The following is a 17,709-nucleotide window of genomic DNA, read 5'->3' as shown; positions in this document are numbered from 1 at the left end:
CTCCGGAACTCCGGAACAGCAACATCCTCAATCAGGACAGACCCGCCGAAACCTGTGCCCACAGGCACAGACGGGCACAGCCTCCGCAGGAGGCAGTGCCCGAAAAGCACGGCCCGGTCAGGGCCGTGCACTCACCACAAATTAAGGAACATGTGGACTATGAATGGAAAACTCATCACAACCCTCATACTGCTCCTCGCACTTCTCATCGCAGGATGCAGCAGCGTATCCGCATCCTCACCCGATGTCGAAAACGCAGTAACAAAAGCACTCGACTACTTAGCCGAACATCAGCAGGCCGACGGCGGCTGGGCCGAACCCGGCCAGACCCTCGGCGCCGCAAGCCCCAGCTGGTTTGCCATCACCGCCATCACCAGTGCCGGTGAAGACCCCATGAACTGGCAGATCAACGGCATCTCCAGCCTCGACTTCTGGGACACCCCCAAAGAAGGAAGCGAAGGCACCGGCGAACTCGGCAAAATGACCACCCTCCTCGCCCAGTACGGCATCGACGCCCGCAACTACAACGGCCACAACTACGTCGAAGAACTCAAAGCCAAAATGAAACCCAGCGGCCAGATGGGCGACTTCATCTACACCACCTACTGGGGAATCTTCGGTCTCGTCGCAAGCGGCGAAGACGCAAAGCAGGCAGTCGAATGGATGAAAACCCAGCAGCAGGAAAACGGCGGCTTCGGCTGGGCCGAAGGCGCCCTCCCCGACAGCGACGACACCGCCGCCTGCATCATGGCACTCATCGCCGGCGGCGTCTCCCCTGACGATCCCGTCATCAAAAAAGCCGTCCAGTTCCTGCGTGACGTCCAGGAACCCACCGGCGGCTTCAACTACGGCTACTACAGCGAAAGCAACCTCGCCTCAACCGTCTGGGTCATTCAGGCACTCTGTGCAGCAGACGTCGACCCCGCAACCTTCACCAACAACGGCAAAAGCCCGGTAGACTACGTCTTATCCCTTCAGCAGGACGACGGCTCCTTCAAGTACACCGAATACGTCGTTGACAGCCCTGTCGGCATGACCGGCCGCGCCGTCCCCGCACTCATGGGCAAACCCTACCCTGTCCTTCCCGGACAACCTGCCTACGACCTGCGGAGCACCGCCTACTCCGGCGTCTCTCCCGAGACCGGCAGCAGCAGCGCAGCACCCGTCGACACCCCCGTACCCGTAACGGCACAGACCTCCGCGCAGTGGACGCCGGTCACCCTCACCGACGACTTCGGCTATGAAATCACCATCGAAAACGAACCGCAGAGAATCGTCTCGCTCGCACCCGCGAACACCGAAATGATCTTCGCGCTCGGTCTCGGCGACCGCGTCGTCGGTGTCACCGAGTACTGCAACTACCCGGAAGTTGCAACAACCAAACCCATCATCGGCGGCTACACCACCGTCAACATCGAACGGGTCGTCGCCCAGAAACCCGACCTCGTCATCGCCTACTACGGCAACGGTGAAGAAACCGTCAGCCACCTCAAACAGCTCGGCCTGACCGTCATGACCATGAACTCCGACAGCGTTGACGGCACCTTCCATGACATAGAACTCATCGGAAAAGCCACCGGAAAAACCGCAGAAGCCGCAGCCCTCATCGAAAGCATGCAGAAAAGAATCGACGCCGTCACCGCAAAACTCAAGGGAGTTACCACAACCCCGACCGCCTTCCACTGCGTCTGGGCTGATCCTCTCTGGGTCTCCGGCGGCCAGACCTTCCAGGACGAGATCATCACGCTCGCCGGCGGACAAAACCCCTTCCAAGACGTCAACGGCTGGGGCATCATCACCATGGAACGCCTGCTCACCACCGACCCGGAGTACATCATCGTTGACTCCGGCATGGGCATGGGCGAAGGCGGATACGACGTCCTCAAAGACTACTTCTACACCGAACCGCGTCTGCAGGACCTGACCGCCGTCAAAAACAAACATGTCTACGTCATGAACGCCGACATCATCGACCGCGGCGGACCAAGAATCGTTGACTGCCTCGAACAGGTGGCAAGAATCCTCCACCCCGAAGCATTCGGAACCGAAAACCAGACCGCAGCACCCACAAAAGCCCCCGGCTTTGGCGGAATCCTCACCCTCACCGCAGCAGCCTGTGCACTCTTCCTCATACGGAGGCACTAACCCCTTTTTTCGTCGTGACAGCGGCGAAAACCGGGACAGGGAGACGAATTCATCATGAAACACCTGATAGCAGTGTTGTGCATCCTTGCCTGCATCCTCGCGGCGGGATGCGTGAACGCACCCGTCCCGGGTCCGGACATCACGCCGGCACCCGGGCCGGCCACAGACCCCGCAGATGAGACGGAAATCCCCGCGGGATCCTTTGCAGTGACCGTTCTTTCCGATCCGCCGGGAGCATCGATTCTCGTTGACGGAGAGTACACCGGAAAGACCGCACCTGACACGATTGCAGTTTCCGCCGGCACGCACACGATCACCGCAGAAAGTTCCCACGGACACCGGAGTTCGGAGGAACTTAAGGTCGCAGAAGACAGAACCATCGAACTCCGGATCACGCAGGAGAAAACACTCGGAAAATTCCTGACAGAAAAAGAGCTGAGTAAAACCGGCTGGGCGGTGGTTCGTGCATCGCAGCAGTATGTCTATGTATCCGTAAACGGCAGGCAGGCAAACAGTGTCCGTTATAATCTGGAAGGAACGGCAATGCGTGATACGGTGGAAACCCCCTACATCATTCCAGGCCTCAAAGAAGGACTTGTCTCCATCAAAGTTGAACCGGGCGGACTGCAGTTCGACACCGGAAGCGGCTATGATTCCGGAGAGTTTCCGATTGTATCCGGAATCTACTCATGGCTCTACTTCCTCGTAAACGGCAATGAACCGATGGATGTTCTCGCGGTAACGTCTGAGGCATATGCAGGCTATCCCTACAGCGTGGACGGCTATCTCTCGGCAGGACTGATCCCGGAAACACGTGAGTGGCCGGTATCCTGCGACTATGTCTCGGTTCTGACGGACGAAGGCTATGTCTCCTATCTGCGGGACTCCATGGACCGGACACTGCTGAAGATCGAACCGCGGGAGGTGGTCTGGCATGACCTCTACGTAACATCCTCACCCTCCGGAGCGGACATTCTGGTAGACGGTTTTCCAACGGGGTACACAACACCATGGACAATACAGAATGTCTCGGATGGTTTTCACCGGATCACCGTCTCAAAACCCGGATATCTGCCGGTGGAAAAAGAACTGGTACTCGCAGGTACGACAGGAACCGAACAGATTTCAATGCCTGCGATGAGCGAATACTCCTCCGGCTATCTGCTGGTCGACGCGGATGAACCGGGATCCTACATCATGATGTACGGAAAAGACACCGGCGACCGGACACCGACGGTCTATCCGGCAGTTCCGATCGGAAACCGCGACATTACCATAATGTCAGGCTCCGGAGTTACCAAGACCGAGACGGTGATGATCCTGCCGGATGCGATGAACACACTCAATGTATCCTTCAAAAACTAAAATCCGGACATTTCTTTTTTTTGGAGGGCATGTTCCTCCGCAAATGTGTACGGTGCAATCAGCATGGTTTTTGTGGGATCATCAGGACACGCAGCGATAAAATCCTCCTCCTCCAGAGAGGATTTATATCCCTGCATCCTATTTTCATCCATGACACAGGAAGAGGTAAACAGAGCAGGTGCCTGTGCGTCCATGCGAACCTACTTCGCAAGCGGTGTAACCCGGCCGCTGCCGGTACGAAAAGCCGCACTTGGGGGTCTCAGAGAGGCAATTCTGCGTCACGAAGCGGACATCCTCCGGGCACTCTCCGTGGACCTCGGCAGACCGGCATTTGAAGCGTATGCCTTTGAAATAGCTCCTGTGCTGCAGGAGATCGATACGCTGGAAAAAAATCTCGGCAAATGGACCGGGCCGCAGAAGATCAAAACCCCGCTCCTTCTCTTCTCCGCAAAAACCGAGGTACGAACCGAACCCTACGGTCTTGTGCTTGTGATTGCGCCCTGGAACTATCCGTTCCATCTTCTCATGATGCCGCTCGCAGGAGCTGTTGCCTGCGGAAACGTTGTTGCTGTCAAACCGTCGCGCCGTGCACCGGAAACCATGCGGATCGTACGCACCATTCTTTCCGAAGCGTTTCCTGAGTCCTGGGTCTCGGTCTTTTCCGAGGTTAGTCTTGAGGAGAAGTATGACTACATTTTCTTCACCGGCGGCATTGAAACCGGCAGGGAGGTTGCCGCCGCCGCTGCACGGCATCTGACACCCGTAACCCTGGAACTGGGCGGTAAAAATCCCTGCATTGTGGACGAGACAGCAAACCTTGATGTCGCTGCACGCCGGATCGCCTGGGGAAAATGTGTGAATGCCGGTCAGACCTGTGTTGCCCCGGACTATCTGCTCGTGCATGATTCGGTCCGTGATATTCTCGTGGATAAAATTGCCGCAGAGATCACGGCATTTTACGGGGAAAATCCGACTGCAAGCCATGATTATGGTAAAATCATAACTGATGAAGAGTACGACCGCCTGCTCGGGTACTGTGCGCCGGAACGCATCCTCAAACAGTGCGGGATGCACAGCCCCGGCGACCGGAGGCTTGCACCGGTTCTCTTGTCCGCGACGTTTGGGGACCCCGTAACCCACACCGAAATATTTGGTCCTGTGCTGCCTGTGATCACCTGGCGGACCCGTTCCGATCTTGACGATCTGGTATCCCCAACCCCGCTTTCCCTCTATATTTTCACCGCCGATACCGCCTTTGCGGAGCAGCTGATTGACCGCCACCCTTCGGGCGGTGCGTGCATCAACGACTGTCTGGTGCAGGTGGCGAACGGGAATGCCCCGTTCGGCGGTGTCGGTACAAGCGGTATGGGATGTTATCATGCCCGCTACAGTATCGACACGTTTTCCCGTAAACGGACAGTCATTCTCCGGAAAAACTCTCCGGACCCTGCTCTCCGCTACCCGCCGTATGCAGAATCCTCTCTGGAAAAAATCCGCAAACAGCGGCGCAGACTGTTCTGAAAAATATTTATTTTTGTCTCATTATTTTTGTTTTTTGTCACCATCTATATACTTATTTAAATACACCTCGAAACTTGGTATGTGACACACCGGAAGCGGTATCGACGTTTTCCGGGAGCATCCTCCTTTTGCGGAGGATACAACACGGGTCATCAGGTCCGTGCAATGCAATTGCAAACAATGAAAAATAGGTGATACACAAAATGGCTGATTCAACTCCCCCGTCATCCGCTGACGCGGCCAAACCGTCAAGCAAAAAAACGCTTGGTATTATTTCCCTCGCCATGATCAACGTTGCCGCAGTCTTAAGTCTGCGCAACTTCCCGACCATGGCAATGGAAGGATGGAACATGATCTTTTGGTATGTTCTCTTCACTGTCTGTTTCCTGATTCCAACCGCACTTGTTGCCGCAGAACTTGCTTCTACCTGGCCGAAGTCAGGAGGTATCTACTCCTGGGTAAAAGAGGCCTATCCAAAGGACGGAAGTTTCATTACCATCTGGTGTTCCTGGGTGAACAATCTCGTCTGGTTTCCGACGGTTGTTTCCTTCTTTGCAGCAACGGTTGCCTATATTCTGCTTGCCCCGCTGCTCTCGGATAATCCGGTCTTTATGGCAGTTGTCATGCTTGCCTGCTTCTGGGCGGTAACCATCTTCAACTTCTTCGGCTCCCGCGCCTCCAACCTCCTGGCAACCGTGGGAACCGCATTCGGATCCTTAATCCCGGTCGGTATCCTTGTCGTTCTCATGATTCTCTGGGTCACCGGCGGAAATCCAAGTGCAATCGGTGATTTTTCGGTTGATCGTCTTGTTCCGCAGTTTGATCTGAGTACGGTGACGTTTGCGGCAAGTCTGGTTCTGATGTTTGCCGGAATGGAAATGGCGGGTTATCATGCCCGTGAAACGGCAAATCCGAGACGTGACTACCCGATTGCAATGTTCCTTGCAGCCGCTATCATCTGTATTGTCTCTATTGTGGGAACACTTGCTGTGGCACTTGTGGTGCCGGCAGATCAGATCGCACTGAATGCAGGAATTGTTCAGACGTTCCAGGTAATTTTTACTGAGTTCCACCTTGGCTGGCTGATTGTGCCGGTCTCGATTATGCTCGCTGTTGGTATTATCGCCCAGCTGTCAGTATGGCTGGTTGGTCCTGCCAAAGGTATGCTGCCTGCGGCGATGTCCGGGGATCTTCCGCCAATCTTCCGGAAGATGAACAAGTACGGTATGCCGGTCGGTGTTCTGATTGTTCAGGGTGTGGTTTCTTCTGCGTTTGCCCTTGCAATGGTGCTGGTTCCGTCGATTAATCAGGGATACTGGGTTTTGACGGCAATCACCGCACTGATCAATGCGGTGATGTATATGTTTATGTTCGCTGCATTCGTAAAGCTCCGGAAGATTAAGGGGAATGTTACCCGTCCGTACAAAGTTCAGGGCGGTAAGGTGGGTATGTGGCTGGTGGCAGGTGTTGCGTTTGCTGCACTGATCTTCTCTTTCGTGGTCGGTCTGTTCCCGAGCGGAAATTCCTACACGATGACCGAGACGGTTCTGTATGTCATCGGTATGCTTGCTGCTGTGCTGCTGATTATTCTTCTGCCGCCGTATCTGCTGAAGAAGTTCAGGAAGGAGTCGTGGAAGCCGACAAAGCAGGAGTTCCGCGACTGGTACTGCGAGGAGCATGTCTGCGAGACGGATACGCCTATTCCCTATGATGACTGATTCCTTTTGGGATCTTCCTTTTTTATTTCGTAATGATTTTATGTTTCCACGGAGAGGTTAATAGTATGAAGAAGCTTTTATTGGCAGCTGTTCTGTGTGCAGCGCTGGTGCTTGTTTCTGCTGCCGGCTGTGTCGGATCGGATCCGATCGTGGGCAACTGGCAGACAAAACCGGTACTCGGCGTGTATGTTTCTGTTGAGTTTGTGAATGATGGGACCGGGTCGATTGCGCTCCATACGGATCTTTCTCCGGCTGAGGCAACGACTGCGTTTGCCTGGGAGAAGACGGCAGATAAAACCTACAAGATTACCAGTTCTGATAAGTCTCTGCCGGGAGGAACGTATACGCTTTCCGATGACGGAAAGACGCTGAGCAGTTCAACCGGCCTTATTGTGCTGAACAAGGCGTAACGCTGTTCTTTTCAATTTTTTTCTTTTTTGGTTTTAAAAACGCCGGGTGTAGTTTCTGTACTTCTGCGAACGTATGTCAGGGTGGCGGTGGCCGGAAGGGAGATGCGGGTATGTATGGTTCAGCTGCGTCCGGTGAGAGGTACTTTCCGAAACGGAATATATTTTTTCGAAGGAAGTTTTTGTTCAGATGGTCCGGAGTTGAAAATTTCAGAAAAAAGATACAACATCTTTGTGAAAGGATTTATTGTGGTATCCCCGGGGATACCAGCATCCTGAAACCGCCGGACTATTGGTCCGGCGATTTTCCACACCCCTGATTTTTTAGGAAAAATCAGTTTTATTCTTTAGTGGCGAGGTCAATGTCCTCTGCCTTGATGGTCTTGCGACCTGCGTGCTGTGCGTACTCGTATGCTTTCTTTGCGATCTCTTCGATGTAGGCTTCTGCCTTTGCTACGAGTGCATCTGCTGCATCTTCGCCGACACGCTCTGCGCCTGCTTTCTTTGCAAGTCTAACAACTGCTGCTTTTGGTAAGTCTGCCATAATTATTACCAATGAAAAAATAGTTCAAAATACTATATAAATATATCTCAAGATTCGGGTGTTTTTAGCAGTTTGCAGGCTTTGGTGAACCGAATATGGTTTTGTACAAAGAATATGGGCGATATTTGATATTGGCGTTAATTTGCCGCAAAATTTGAAAATTGACGCAATTCATGGCTTTTTTCCGAGGGCAAGGGCCGCAGCGAGGCGGAGAGATCCTCCGTATCCGGCGGATGCGCGCGAACTGTCCACAAATACGGGAGATATATTGACGACGGGCGCACCATGTCCGGTGCCGTGTCCGAGGAAGGTGAGGGTGCGGAAGATGAGGTTGCCGGAGATGCCGTCGGGGGCGATGATGAGACCGCAGTCTTTGACTGCGTCTTCGATGAGTATTTCTTTGTGGACGGCTCCGGTACGTTGTGCGATTTCTTCGGCGTCGGCGATGGTTTTGTCGACAACCGGGTGTCTGCCGATGTCGCCGAGTCTGCCTCCGGAGAGTACGGCGGTTTTTTCGGGGATGCCGAAGCGGCGGGCGAGTTCCCGGCCGTCGTTGATGAGGGAGATTTTTTCCGGGATGGTCCATCCTTCGTCAACGCCGACGGGTGCGAGGAAGAACAGCTGGTGATCAACGGTTTCAAGGAGGGCTATCCGTTCCAGCCGGTCAACGCTGCAGGCTTTTTTGAGGTATCTGAGCGTTTCGTTTGCGGGGAGGGTGCCACGGACTGCGCCATCGATTGTTCCGGCGAGAAGGTCGTCTATGATGCGCCGGCAGGGTGCGGGGCAGACGGTGAGTTCGACGAAGGGCCCTGCGGAGAAGCCGTCGGCTGCTCCGGGGCAGCAGTAGCAGCGTATGCGGAGGTCTGCGGTTGCTGTTTCTTCGGCGCTTCGCAGAACTTTTGCGGCGTCGGCGCCGCAGCCGATTCCGATGGTGATCATATGTTGGTGATGCCTTCTGCGCAGAAGTTGAAGAGTACGGTCTGCCGGTCGCCTTTGACGAGGGTGAGTTGTCTGGTGGTGTTGACGGTGCCGATGACCTGGGCTGCCATGCCGGCTGCGCGGAATTTTTTGCAGACGGTGTCCACCTGCGACTGGTCTGCGGTCATGATGAAGCCCATGCCGGGGTACATGCGTACCCATTGTTCGAAGGTGAGGCCAAGTGCGTCGAGGTCGGGGCAGGGGATTGCGGTGAGGTCAACGACTGCGCCGACACCGCTTGCTTCGATGAGCATACCGAGGGTGCCGATGACGCCGGGGTTGGAGATGTCTTTTCCGGCGGTGAGGTGGTGGTGTTCGCCGAGGTCTTTCATGACGCTGATCTGGGTACGGAGGAGTTCGGGGGTTTTCATGGTGACGGAGTCCCAGTTCATGGGCGCGGAGGGGTGGATGCGGCCGTTGAGGTCGATTGCGGCGATGATGGCGTTGCCCGGTTCTGCGGTGCTGCTGTAGATGATGTTTTCGAGTTCGGCGACGCCGAGGATGGAGACGTCGATGACGTTGTAGGGGGCGTCGGGGTGGAGGTGGCCGCCGACGACGGGGACGTCGAAGGCGGTGGCGGCGTCACGCATGCCGCGGCTGACTTCGGACATGAGCTGGTCGTTTGAGGCGGAGAGGACGTCAACCATGGCGACGGGGCGTCCGCCCATGGCGGCGATGTCGTGGACGTTGACGAGGATGGCGCAGTAGCCTGCCCAGTAGGGGTCAACTTCCATGAGTTTGTTCCAGATGCCGTCGGCGGCAAGGAGGAGTGCGGTGCGTCCGTTCTGGATGACGGCGGCGTCTTCGCCGTAGGAGGCGATGACGTCGAGGTTGTCGAAGTGGAGCGCACGGACGAGGGTGCCGATTGCCTGTTTGCGTCTGACTCCGTCGTACTGCCGGACTGCGTCTGCAACTGATTCGGGGGTGTAATTGTCTGCGGCCATGCTTGTATCTGTCACCACGGGGGCATGATGTCCCCTTTGTTATCTATTCTATTCCCGTTCAACGGTGATAAGATGCACGATTGGAAATGACCCTATTGGGCGAGTGATATAATAAAATCGGTTTTGTTCCAAAAATCCAAACTTGTTTACAAAGTCTGTTTGGATTTAAAATAGAGATATTTGCAATTTTTTGAATTTGGTTTTGAGATATAAAAATGGAAGGGATAATCATTTGCTGTGATCGATATAAATAATTCCTTCTTGATAGCCGATAGGTTCAGGTTCTGCAGGTTCTTTTAACCCAGTCTTATCAGTTGCTTTCTCATACGTACGTTTATCCTCCAAGTACTTCTCATATTCCTTTTTGTCATATGAGTTCACGATTACTTTGACCCCCCCTACAGGTATAGTCTTGTCTTTGTATTTGTCTAACTCGGACGCGAAGATATTAATCTCATTATCTTTATTGATTAGACTGTCTCTTACATATCCTTTCAAGGTACCATCACTCCAAAAAACATAACCTGACATTTTTAAATACTGATCCGAAGTTTCTTCTGCTTGTGGGACGGTAATAAGCAGATTGTGCCGGTTACCAGTCCCATTTTTATAAATTATAGAACTGGCATTAATCCAGATAGGAGAGCCAGATAGGAAAAGATCGGCTATATTTTCAGAGATCTCTCTTTTATCAAAGTCTTTTAATCCCATACTGATCAAAACACCATCAAGGTGGGACTTGACACCAACAAATGTCAATTTTGTATTCAGTAAAACAACTTCTGTTCCATCTCGAAATAATCCTTTTACCAAAACAGGTGTTAAATATGGTTTTCCAATTGATTGTGCAGAAGGCCAGGCCACACTTTTCGCAACATATCCTGCCCCGGCAGTAAACGACGTAACATCTCCGCCATCGGAAAGCCTTACCTCCCGAAACACTGCATCCGCCGAACCCCCGTCGATCACCTCAAGCTTCGTCAGCTCCGGCACATCCTTTCCCGAGACCACCGTCACCAGCACATCCCCGCCGGATGCCGCAGGCTTTACGATAAGGCCGACCTGTTTGCCGTTCTGCAGTTCTCCTGTCATGCCGGTTGCCACCACCGCAACAACCCCTGCGGCAACTACCGTTATGGCAAGGATGAGCAGCACCGCAATCACCGGCGAAACTCCGTTGTCTTTGGTATTTTGTGTCATATGCTCTTGGGATCGATGATATTCCTTTTGAAATACATCCTATTAGAATAGGAATCATTCATATATATAGTTGAGCCACTTACCATCTTCTCCGGAGACCTGCCCAAAGCGTTTTTGGTATCATCCCGGGAAAATATCCCTCTGATTCGCGCATGATTGCAAAAAGTTCCACACGAAACGTATGAATCCTCTTCTAAAAGGATTCAATCCTCTGTAACCGGCAGGCAGATTACAAAAAATCCCGGAAAACACCGATGAAATCTGAAAATACCGGAAATTCAAAAACTTTCCAAAAACGGTAGCCGGTGTAACTGCAAGAACAGTACGCTGTAGAATTTTTTTCAAACATCACCCCGCCGCGGATGTTTGGGATACCTTTTCTCTGAAAGAACCACATACCGAAGCTTCCCGAATCCATCGCCGCGTGTGTACCTATCCACATGTGGTATGACTGTGAAAATGGTAGCAGGAACTGGAAATAACTGCAACCAGTAACATCACTCTCTCGTACCCCCATAAACAGTCATTGAAGCAGTTAGAAAATTTACGAAAAATCAGCAAAACAGGAAACAAAACACAAAAGCAGGTACGAAAAATCAGCAAAACAGGAAGCAAAACACAAAAGCAGGTACGGATAATCAGCACACGAAATAGAATCCTACCGTGATAGTATATAGTACTCTGAGGCAAATAAACGTATTCTCCAACCACCTTGAAATCAGAATTGATACCCGTATCTTACCCAACCCCATCTTTCAGGATGAGAGGTTCAGCACATTTTTCTATTTTCTCCTGACGAGATGATCGTTGTACCTCACAATATTTTTTCCAGATATTGTCGATAAATCTTGTTTTTTCATATTTGATCCATCTCATTTTTCAATCATATCACGGAAGGATTCAATTTGAAAAAATGTTGTAATTGGTATGTCACTTTGGAGAATTTTCTTGTGAAATCGACATATATGAGAGACAGGGTGTTCACCGTACTTCCGATAGAACCAGTCTTGCGACGTGGATTGCTCGCCGCCGCAGTCCTGCTGTTGCTTGCAGTCGGGTGTGCCGTACCAGCGGGAGCGGATGCAGGTACCGCTGTACCGTTTGACGGTGGTACATACAGTACCGCAAGTGATCTTGCACATGCCCTCGGTAGCGAGAACGCAACCGCATCCGGCAGTATGCTCACACTTCTGAAGGACATTAACGTCACCGGTACCATCAACATCACCGGCGACATGACCATTCTCGGCAACGGTCATACTGTCTGGCGCGGCGGCATAAACTTCCACCTCATCAACGTCAGCAGTGGAACACTCACACTCGGTGACAACTCTTCGCAACTGACCATCCACGGACAGAACGACAAATTCACCAGTACCAAGAGTTCCATCTTCGTAGCCGGATCAGGGGCACATCTTGTGATGAAGGATGGTGTTACCATCAAAAACGTCGCCTCGATAGTAAGTGGCGGGGGAGCGATTCGCGTTCAGGATGATGCCTCATTCACGATGTTCGGCGGAAACATCTCCGGCAACACTGCACACTCCGGCGGCGGCGTTTCTGTCAGCCAAGGTACAATGACGATGTCCGGCGGAAACATCTCCGGCAACACTGCAGAAAGATACGGCGGTGGCGTTTCTATCGTCAATGGTGCTTCATTCACAATGTCCGGCGGAAACATCTCCGGCAACACTGCAGGAATATGGGGCGGCGGTGTTTTTATCGCCACTACTGGTACTTCGTTCACAATGTCCGGTGGCAACATCTCCGGCAACCGCGGCAATATTTCCGGCGGGACTACAGGAACATGGACACGGACTACCGGAGGCGGAGGCGGTGTTTATATTAACGGTAATATGACACTGTCCGGCAGCGCGTCAATCGCTGCGGACAACGAACTGTATATGGCGCGTAATCACATCTACCTCACCGGCAACGAATTTACCGGCAGTGCCAAAAACATCACTGGCCATTCAACCATCATCACAGAAGGCTATGAGCTGATCCAGATCACGAGCGGCAGCCTCAAGGCATCCGAGGTTCGGAAACAATTCATTCTCCAGGAAAAGAATGATTTTTCGCTGAAACCTTCCAGTACTGACAAGGCCCTCATCATCATCCCGCATGTTCCGGCTATCATCACCCCCTTCCCTCTTCCTGCCGGTATGGTTGACCAACCCTACCTCCAGACCCTCGAAGCAACCGGCACCACCCCGCTGACCTGGACGAATGAAACCACGTTACCACCCGGCCTGACGCTGGACTCTGCCACTGGAAATGTCTCCGGTACGCCAACCGTGGCCGGGTCCTATACGTTCCGGATCAATGTAACGAACGCATACGGCCATGATACCGACACTGTTTCCCTCACCATCACCCCTGCTTATCCCGGTCCCGGACCACAACCACCGGTCGGTACCTCCGATTCCGGTGACGGTAACATGGAGAACGCCTTCCGTGTCCTCTTCGACACACAGGGCGGCAACTTCATCAGCCCGGTAACCTATCTCTCCTACGGCGACAAGATCACCTGCCCGCCAGTACCAACCAAGGACGGATACACCTTCGGCGGTTGGTACACAGACGCAGGATGTACCAAGGAATGGAGTTTCTCCTCCGGCATCACCGGCGACATGACCCTGTATGCCAGATGGATCGGTACCACCACTCCTACCCCGATCCAGACACCGGCAGCAACCACAGGGGAACACACCATCTCCCCAACGCTTGACACCGTGTCCCCGTCAGAAGACGCTACCAGCGTCGTGACGCCCACCGGAACCAGCGACGACAGCAGTAACGGAAACAGCACATTCTACTTCCTGCTGTTCCTCTTCCCGCTGTTGCTGCTGATCCTCTACCTCCTGTACCGCCGCACATGACTCGCCTCGGTCTTCGGGATATTGCTTGGACTGTTCACTGTGGGCGTACTCTTACGGAAAAAAGACTAATCTCCTCCTTTTTTTTTGATATTCTTTTCCATAGTAGTTTTCAATCAACCGTGAGTACCGAATGCCGAAGGCATATCTGTGAAAATGTGACTCCGTTTGCGGGGAGCTGAGCACGATTCTGCCGTGCAAATCGTGGGTTGAAATTCGATCAACGATGATCACCTGCGCTGTACCGAAATTATTTGAATTCATGCTGATACCTCCGTGTCGTCCTTCTGTTGTCTCTCACCCCTATTTTCCATCTTTACCTCAATTTTCTGATAAACGTCTTGTCCGGTGTTTCCATGATATCTCAGTCCGGGCTCTGATGAGGTCTGGCGGTGTTGTACCAGATCAGCATCTCGTCAAGGCTTGCGAACTTCGCGTGGAATTCTGCGGCCCCAGAGCATACAATGATCAATGCAGATGTGGTAAATATTACTGCAAAAACCCGGATAAAGAACCTAACCACTTACCATTTTGCTGACTGCAACAAAATGGTAAAAAAAGGATTAAGAGATGGTGAATTTTCCAATTTCAATTTTCGAACCAGTATATGCACCACCTTTCGCACAATAAATTCCAGATGTCCCTTCAGGAATTAGATATTCTGTCATAGTTGATGCGAGAGTGGAGGATGACAGGGTATTCATCTCTGCATCAACAAATCGTACAGAAGTACTGCTCTGACTTGCAGCTCCTTTTAGAGGGATAGAACCCGAGAGTGTCTCCCCGGGCCCAACCTGATATACCTAGAGGGATTGTTCTAGTCCTATCGTGAGAGTAGTAGCAGTTACCAGTGGATGTACTGGGGTCAACACATAGTTACATTTCACTTTTCCTTCGATGATGTGTGGTTCTGGTACGAGAATATCTGCTGAAAGTTTCAATTTTCCGTTTACCGTGTCATGGCTTGCTTTGTGTGCATCCAGCACATCCTCATTCGTGCCAAGTGCCTCCTCGATCTTCGCAAAATTCCCGCTGACCTTCTCAGCGTATCCCAGTTCTCCGGCAGCAGCCATGTAGAGCAAATACCGGGAAGTCCAGGATCCCATTTAAAGCACCTCCAGATTTTGTATCGTACTCCAAGAGGATTCAATATTTGCGGAAGTCTCGTGAAAGTCGTGCGTGAACAAAACCCCAAAAACAGCAAAGATCGCGACCGTATAATCACAGATATATAATTTGTTTTTACCTGCGATTGTGTTTTTCATCGTATTTATATGTTTTACAACCTAAATTTCACCGAAAAATCCTCAGAAACTCCCTTTTTTCCCAAAATTATAAATACCTCAGAAGTAAGACATCAGAATTGTCCCCGGACCCTATCAACTCCGGGCGGCAAAAACATCACCGAGGTGAACACAAAAAACCCCGAACCGCACAACCCCGGAACAGAAACAGATGTCTGCCCGATTTCCGCCACTCGAAAGGGAAAAAGGAACAGACATCTCTTCTCTTCGTCGTCCCCCGACGAATACGTAACTCTGACAACCATCCGGAAGACAGAAGACAGTCCCCAGAAGACAGATCATTTCCCGCACCCGCTCTCCCGAAAAAAACAGGCCGCACCTCCCGGGTGAGACACAACAGTTCGTGCTCCGCACTCCTGTTGTACTTCTTTCTCACTCATCCATAATATATCTGCGTAATTTCCTGATACAAAAACGAAAAAGTACAACGTACAAAAAAGCGGGGAACCCCCCGGGTCTTCCTCCTCATCCCTGACCCGTGTGTCTCCTGTCCCCTGTCTTCTGTCTTCTGTCTCCCCGCCGGACCACCCCGGAACCGCCATCCATGCGCCTCTCCCTCAAAGCAAACATCACTCAGGATGAAGCACACATCCTCGACAACATCCTGCACGCCGCAGGATTTGACAACCGTACCGACTACCTGACCGCCCTCCTGCACACCACCATCCACGGCACCGCCGCCCGCTCCCCTCCTGCAAACGTTACCGACTGGATCGGCACCGTCCGCGACCGCGCCGTCGACCATGACCGGCTGCTTGCCGCCGCCTTTGCCGTCTTTGACGAAATCGCATTTGCCACCATTGCCATGAAAGGAGCAGGCTATGTACTTGCCCACATCGGCAGTGACCTCGAGGCCGCCATCTTTGAACGCTGCGGAACCCTCCCCGCAGCAGAAGACCTGCGGACGTATCTCCGCATCTACCAGAATGTCCGCCGCCCGAAACTCATACAGTACCGTACCGAACAGGTGGCAGAAGAGTACCGTAAACTCCTCGGCGTCGAAAACGACGGCGGAAACGCCGGAGACGTTGGAGACAACGAAGACGGGAGTCTTCAGTAGGGGAAAGATGAAAAAAAACGCAGATAACGCAGATCGCGCCTGCGGCGCATCTGCGTTATCTGCGTTGTTCTCTCCCCATCCTGCCCCCATGAAGAACCCCGAACAACGGAAATACCTCACCTAACCACAAACCAAGGAAACAAACCATGACTCCCAAAACCACCACCACATACTCCTCACCATGCTCAGAACAGGATACAGCATACGCGAATGCACCCGCACAAACATCAACTCAGCCATGAAAAACCACCGAATCAGACGACCCTGCGGAGAACACGTACCCGAAGGAATGCGAAAAAAATGAGGCTCTAACCCCCTCTTTCTCTAAATAAAAATCCAAAACAGAAAACAAAAAAAGAAAATTATAAAAACTCCCGTCCCTGCATATACGGACGCAGAACCTCCGGAATCTCAACACGCCCGTCCTCCGTCTGATAATTCTCCAGAATACACCGCAGCGCACGCGACGTCGCAATCGCCGTCGAATTCAGCGTATGCAGATACCGCTTCGAATCAAAATCATGCGCATCCCGCACCCGGATATTCAGACGGCACGCCTGATACGCCGTACAATTCGAACACGACACCACCTCGCGGTACGCATTATCCCGCGGCATCCACGCCTCAATATCATACTTCTTCGCAGCCACAATACCAATATCCCCCGTACAAATATTCACCACATGATACGGCAGGCCCAGTCTCGTAAACAACTCCTCCGAATTCGCCAAAAGCTCCTCATGCATCTCCCACGACCGCTCCGGCATACAATAAATAAACTGCTCCACCTTCGTAAACTGATGCACCCGGAACAGACCCCGGGAATCAAGACCATGTGCCCCGATCTCGCGGCGGAAACACGGAGAAATACCCACCATCTTCAGCGGCAGATCCTTCTCCTCAAAAATCTCATCCTGATACATCGCCGCCATCGGATGCTCCGCCGTCGCAATCAGATACGCATCATCCCCATCAATCTTATACATCACCTTCTCAAAATCCGCAAGATCCGTCACATCCTCATACGACCTCCGGTTCAGCATATACGGCGGAACAATCGGCGTATACCCCTTCGCAACCAGCGAATCAATCGCAAACCGCTGCAAAGCCATATCCAGCAGAGCAAGATTCCCCTTCAGGAAATAAAAACCCGCACCCGACGTCTTCGTTGCACGCTCAAAATCAGCCCAGCCATTCCGGACACACAACTCACCATGATTCACCACCTCAAAATCAAACGTCCGCGGCGTACCCACCGTCTTCACCACCACATTCTCCGTATCATCCTTCCCGTACGGAACCGACTCATGCAGAATATTCGGCAGACGCATCAGATAGTACCGTACCATCTCCGTCGCCTTCTCCATCACCTCATCATTCTCCTTAATCCTCTGCGGCAGCGCCTTCGCCTCCGCAAACAGCGGAGCAGGATCCTCCCCCGCCTTCTTCGCCGCATTAATCTCCTTTGCAATAGAATTCCTGCGGGCCCGCAGCTCATTATTCTTCACCGTCAGCTCGCGGAACAGCTTATCCTGCTCAAGAACAACATCAACCCAGGCAAGCTTCTCCGTATCGTGCCGCCGTTCCAGATCCGCACGAACAACCTCCGGATGTGCCCGGACAAACTTAATATCCAGCATAATT

At 52.5% G+C, this 17,709-nt stretch carries 13 protein-coding genes; 7 read left to right on the top strand and 6 right to left on the bottom strand.

Annotated elements, in window-relative coordinates:
• Positions 1-159 precede the first annotated feature (159 nt).
• The 5 genes from O0S10_RS01965 to O0S10_RS01945 all read left to right on the top strand — a co-directional run bounded on the left by O0S10_RS01965 (position 160) and on the right by O0S10_RS01945 (position 7,159).
• Entirely contained in the window at positions 160-2,145 is a 1,986-nt protein-coding gene (locus O0S10_RS01965) for a helical backbone metal receptor (protein ID WP_268924218.1), read from the top strand.
• A gap of 54 nt (positions 2,146-2,199) precedes the next feature.
• Positions 2,200-3,510 (top strand): PEGA domain-containing protein, encoded by a 1,311-nt coding sequence (locus tag O0S10_RS01960; RefSeq protein ID WP_268924217.1) that lies wholly within the window; start codon positions 2,200-2,202, stop codon positions 3,508-3,510.
• A gap of 150 nt (positions 3,511-3,660) precedes the next feature.
• The gene (locus tag O0S10_RS01955; protein ID WP_268924216.1) at positions 3,661-5,031 is read left to right on the top strand and encodes an aldehyde dehydrogenase family protein; all 1,371 of its coding nucleotides are present in this window, start codon (positions 3,661-3,663) and stop codon (positions 5,029-5,031) included.
• Between the two features lie 203 nt (positions 5,032-5,234).
• Positions 5,235-6,749 carry an amino acid permease gene (locus O0S10_RS01950; RefSeq protein ID WP_268924214.1) on the top strand — a complete coding sequence of 505 codons (1,515 nt, stop codon included), beginning with the start codon at positions 5,235-5,237 and terminating at the stop codon, positions 6,747-6,749.
• Between the two features lie 65 nt (positions 6,750-6,814).
• Positions 6,815-7,159: a hypothetical protein gene (locus O0S10_RS01945; protein WP_268924213.1), complete on the top strand. Its 345-nt coding sequence runs from the start codon at positions 6,815-6,817 to the stop codon at positions 7,157-7,159.
• Positions 7,160-7,496: 337 nt separating this feature from the next.
• Here O0S10_RS01945 and O0S10_RS01940 read toward each other — a convergent pair whose 3' ends face one another.
• The 4 genes from O0S10_RS01940 to O0S10_RS01925 form a co-directional block, all read right to left on the bottom strand.
• Complete coding sequence (locus O0S10_RS01940) at positions 7,497-7,700, bottom strand: histone family protein (RefSeq protein ID WP_268922366.1); 204 nt, start codon at positions 7,698-7,700, stop codon at positions 7,497-7,499.
• A gap of 171 nt (positions 7,701-7,871) precedes the next feature.
• Positions 7,872-8,639 (bottom strand): methanogenesis marker protein Mmp4/MtxX, encoded by a 768-nt coding sequence (gene mtxX, locus O0S10_RS01935; RefSeq protein WP_268924212.1) that lies wholly within the window; start codon positions 8,637-8,639, stop codon positions 7,872-7,874.
• Complete coding sequence (locus O0S10_RS01930; protein ID WP_268924211.1) at positions 8,636-9,622, bottom strand: methanogenesis marker 2 protein; 987 nt, start codon at positions 9,620-9,622, stop codon at positions 8,636-8,638. Before O0S10_RS01930 ends, mtxX begins: the two co-directional genes overlap by 4 nt.
• Before the next feature lie 228 nt (positions 9,623-9,850).
• The gene (locus tag O0S10_RS01925) at positions 9,851-10,822 is read right to left on the bottom strand and encodes a type IV pilin domain-containing protein (protein WP_268924210.1); all 972 of its coding nucleotides are present in this window, start codon (positions 10,820-10,822) and stop codon (positions 9,851-9,853) included.
• A 1,007-nt stretch (positions 10,823-11,829) separates the two neighbouring features.
• Between O0S10_RS01925 and O0S10_RS01920 the strand changes: the two genes are divergently transcribed.
• Complete coding sequence (locus O0S10_RS01920; RefSeq protein ID WP_268924209.1) at positions 11,830-13,704, top strand: InlB B-repeat-containing protein; 1,875 nt, start codon at positions 11,830-11,832, stop codon at positions 13,702-13,704.
• 800 nt (positions 13,705-14,504) lie between these two features.
• Here O0S10_RS01920 and O0S10_RS01915 read toward each other — a convergent pair.
• Positions 14,505-14,807 carry a hypothetical protein gene (locus O0S10_RS01915; RefSeq protein ID WP_268924208.1) on the bottom strand — a complete coding sequence of 101 codons (303 nt, stop codon included), beginning with the start codon at positions 14,805-14,807 and terminating at the stop codon, positions 14,505-14,507.
• A gap of 742 nt (positions 14,808-15,549) precedes the next feature.
• Here O0S10_RS01915 and O0S10_RS01910 point away from each other — a divergent pair.
• Positions 15,550-16,065 (top strand): hypothetical protein, encoded by a 516-nt coding sequence (locus tag O0S10_RS01910; protein ID WP_268924207.1) that lies wholly within the window; start codon positions 15,550-15,552, stop codon positions 16,063-16,065.
• A gap of 362 nt (positions 16,066-16,427) precedes the next feature.
• On the opposite strand, the gene serS is transcribed toward O0S10_RS01910, so the two are convergent.
• Positions 16,428-17,705: a serine--tRNA ligase gene (gene serS, locus O0S10_RS01905; protein ID WP_268924206.1), complete on the bottom strand. Its 1,278-nt coding sequence runs from the start codon at positions 17,703-17,705 to the stop codon at positions 16,428-16,430.
• Between the last annotated feature and the right edge of the window lie 4 nt (positions 17,706-17,709).

Origin of the sequence: Methanocorpusculum petauri, assembly GCF_026891975.1 — an archaeon.
GTDB classification, from domain to species: Archaea; Halobacteriota; Methanomicrobia; order Methanomicrobiales; family Methanocorpusculaceae; genus Methanocorpusculum; species Methanocorpusculum petauri.
This window is presented reverse-complemented; position numbering and strand designations above follow the sequence as displayed.

Bases quoted from the DNA above. Each gene is read 5' to 3' on its own strand.
- O0S10_RS01965 (WP_268924218.1), top strand. From the start codon at position 160: ATGAATGGAAAACTCATCACAACCCTCATACTGCTCCTCGCACTTCTC.
- O0S10_RS01960 (WP_268924217.1), top strand. From the start codon at position 2,200: ATGAAACACCTGATAGCAGTGTTGTGCATCCTTGCCTGCATCCTCGCG.
- O0S10_RS01955 (WP_268924216.1), top strand. From the start codon at position 3,661: ATGACACAGGAAGAGGTAAACAGAGCAGGTGCCTGTGCGTCCATGCGA.
- O0S10_RS01950 (WP_268924214.1), top strand. From the start codon at position 5,235: ATGGCTGATTCAACTCCCCCGTCATCCGCTGACGCGGCCAAACCGTCA.
- O0S10_RS01945 (WP_268924213.1), top strand. From the start codon at position 6,815: ATGAAGAAGCTTTTATTGGCAGCTGTTCTGTGTGCAGCGCTGGTGCTT.
- O0S10_RS01940 (WP_268922366.1), bottom strand. From the start codon at position 7,700: ATGGCAGACTTACCAAAAGCAGCAGTTGTTAGACTTGCAAAGAAAGCA.
- mtxX (WP_268924212.1), bottom strand. From the start codon at position 8,639: ATGATCACCATCGGAATCGGCTGCGGCGCCGACGCCGCAAAAGTTCTG.
- O0S10_RS01930 (WP_268924211.1), bottom strand. From the start codon at position 9,622: ATGGCCGCAGACAATTACACCCCCGAATCAGTTGCAGACGCAGTCCGG.
- O0S10_RS01925 (WP_268924210.1), bottom strand. From the start codon at position 10,822: ATGACACAAAATACCAAAGACAACGGAGTTTCGCCGGTGATTGCGGTG.
- O0S10_RS01915 (WP_268924208.1), bottom strand. From the start codon at position 14,807: ATGGGATCCTGGACTTCCCGGTATTTGCTCTACATGGCTGCTGCCGGA.
- O0S10_RS01910 (WP_268924207.1), top strand. From the start codon at position 15,550: ATGCGCCTCTCCCTCAAAGCAAACATCACTCAGGATGAAGCACACATC.
- serS (WP_268924206.1), bottom strand. From the start codon at position 17,705: ATGCTGGATATTAAGTTTGTCCGGGCACATCCGGAGGTTGTTCGTGCG.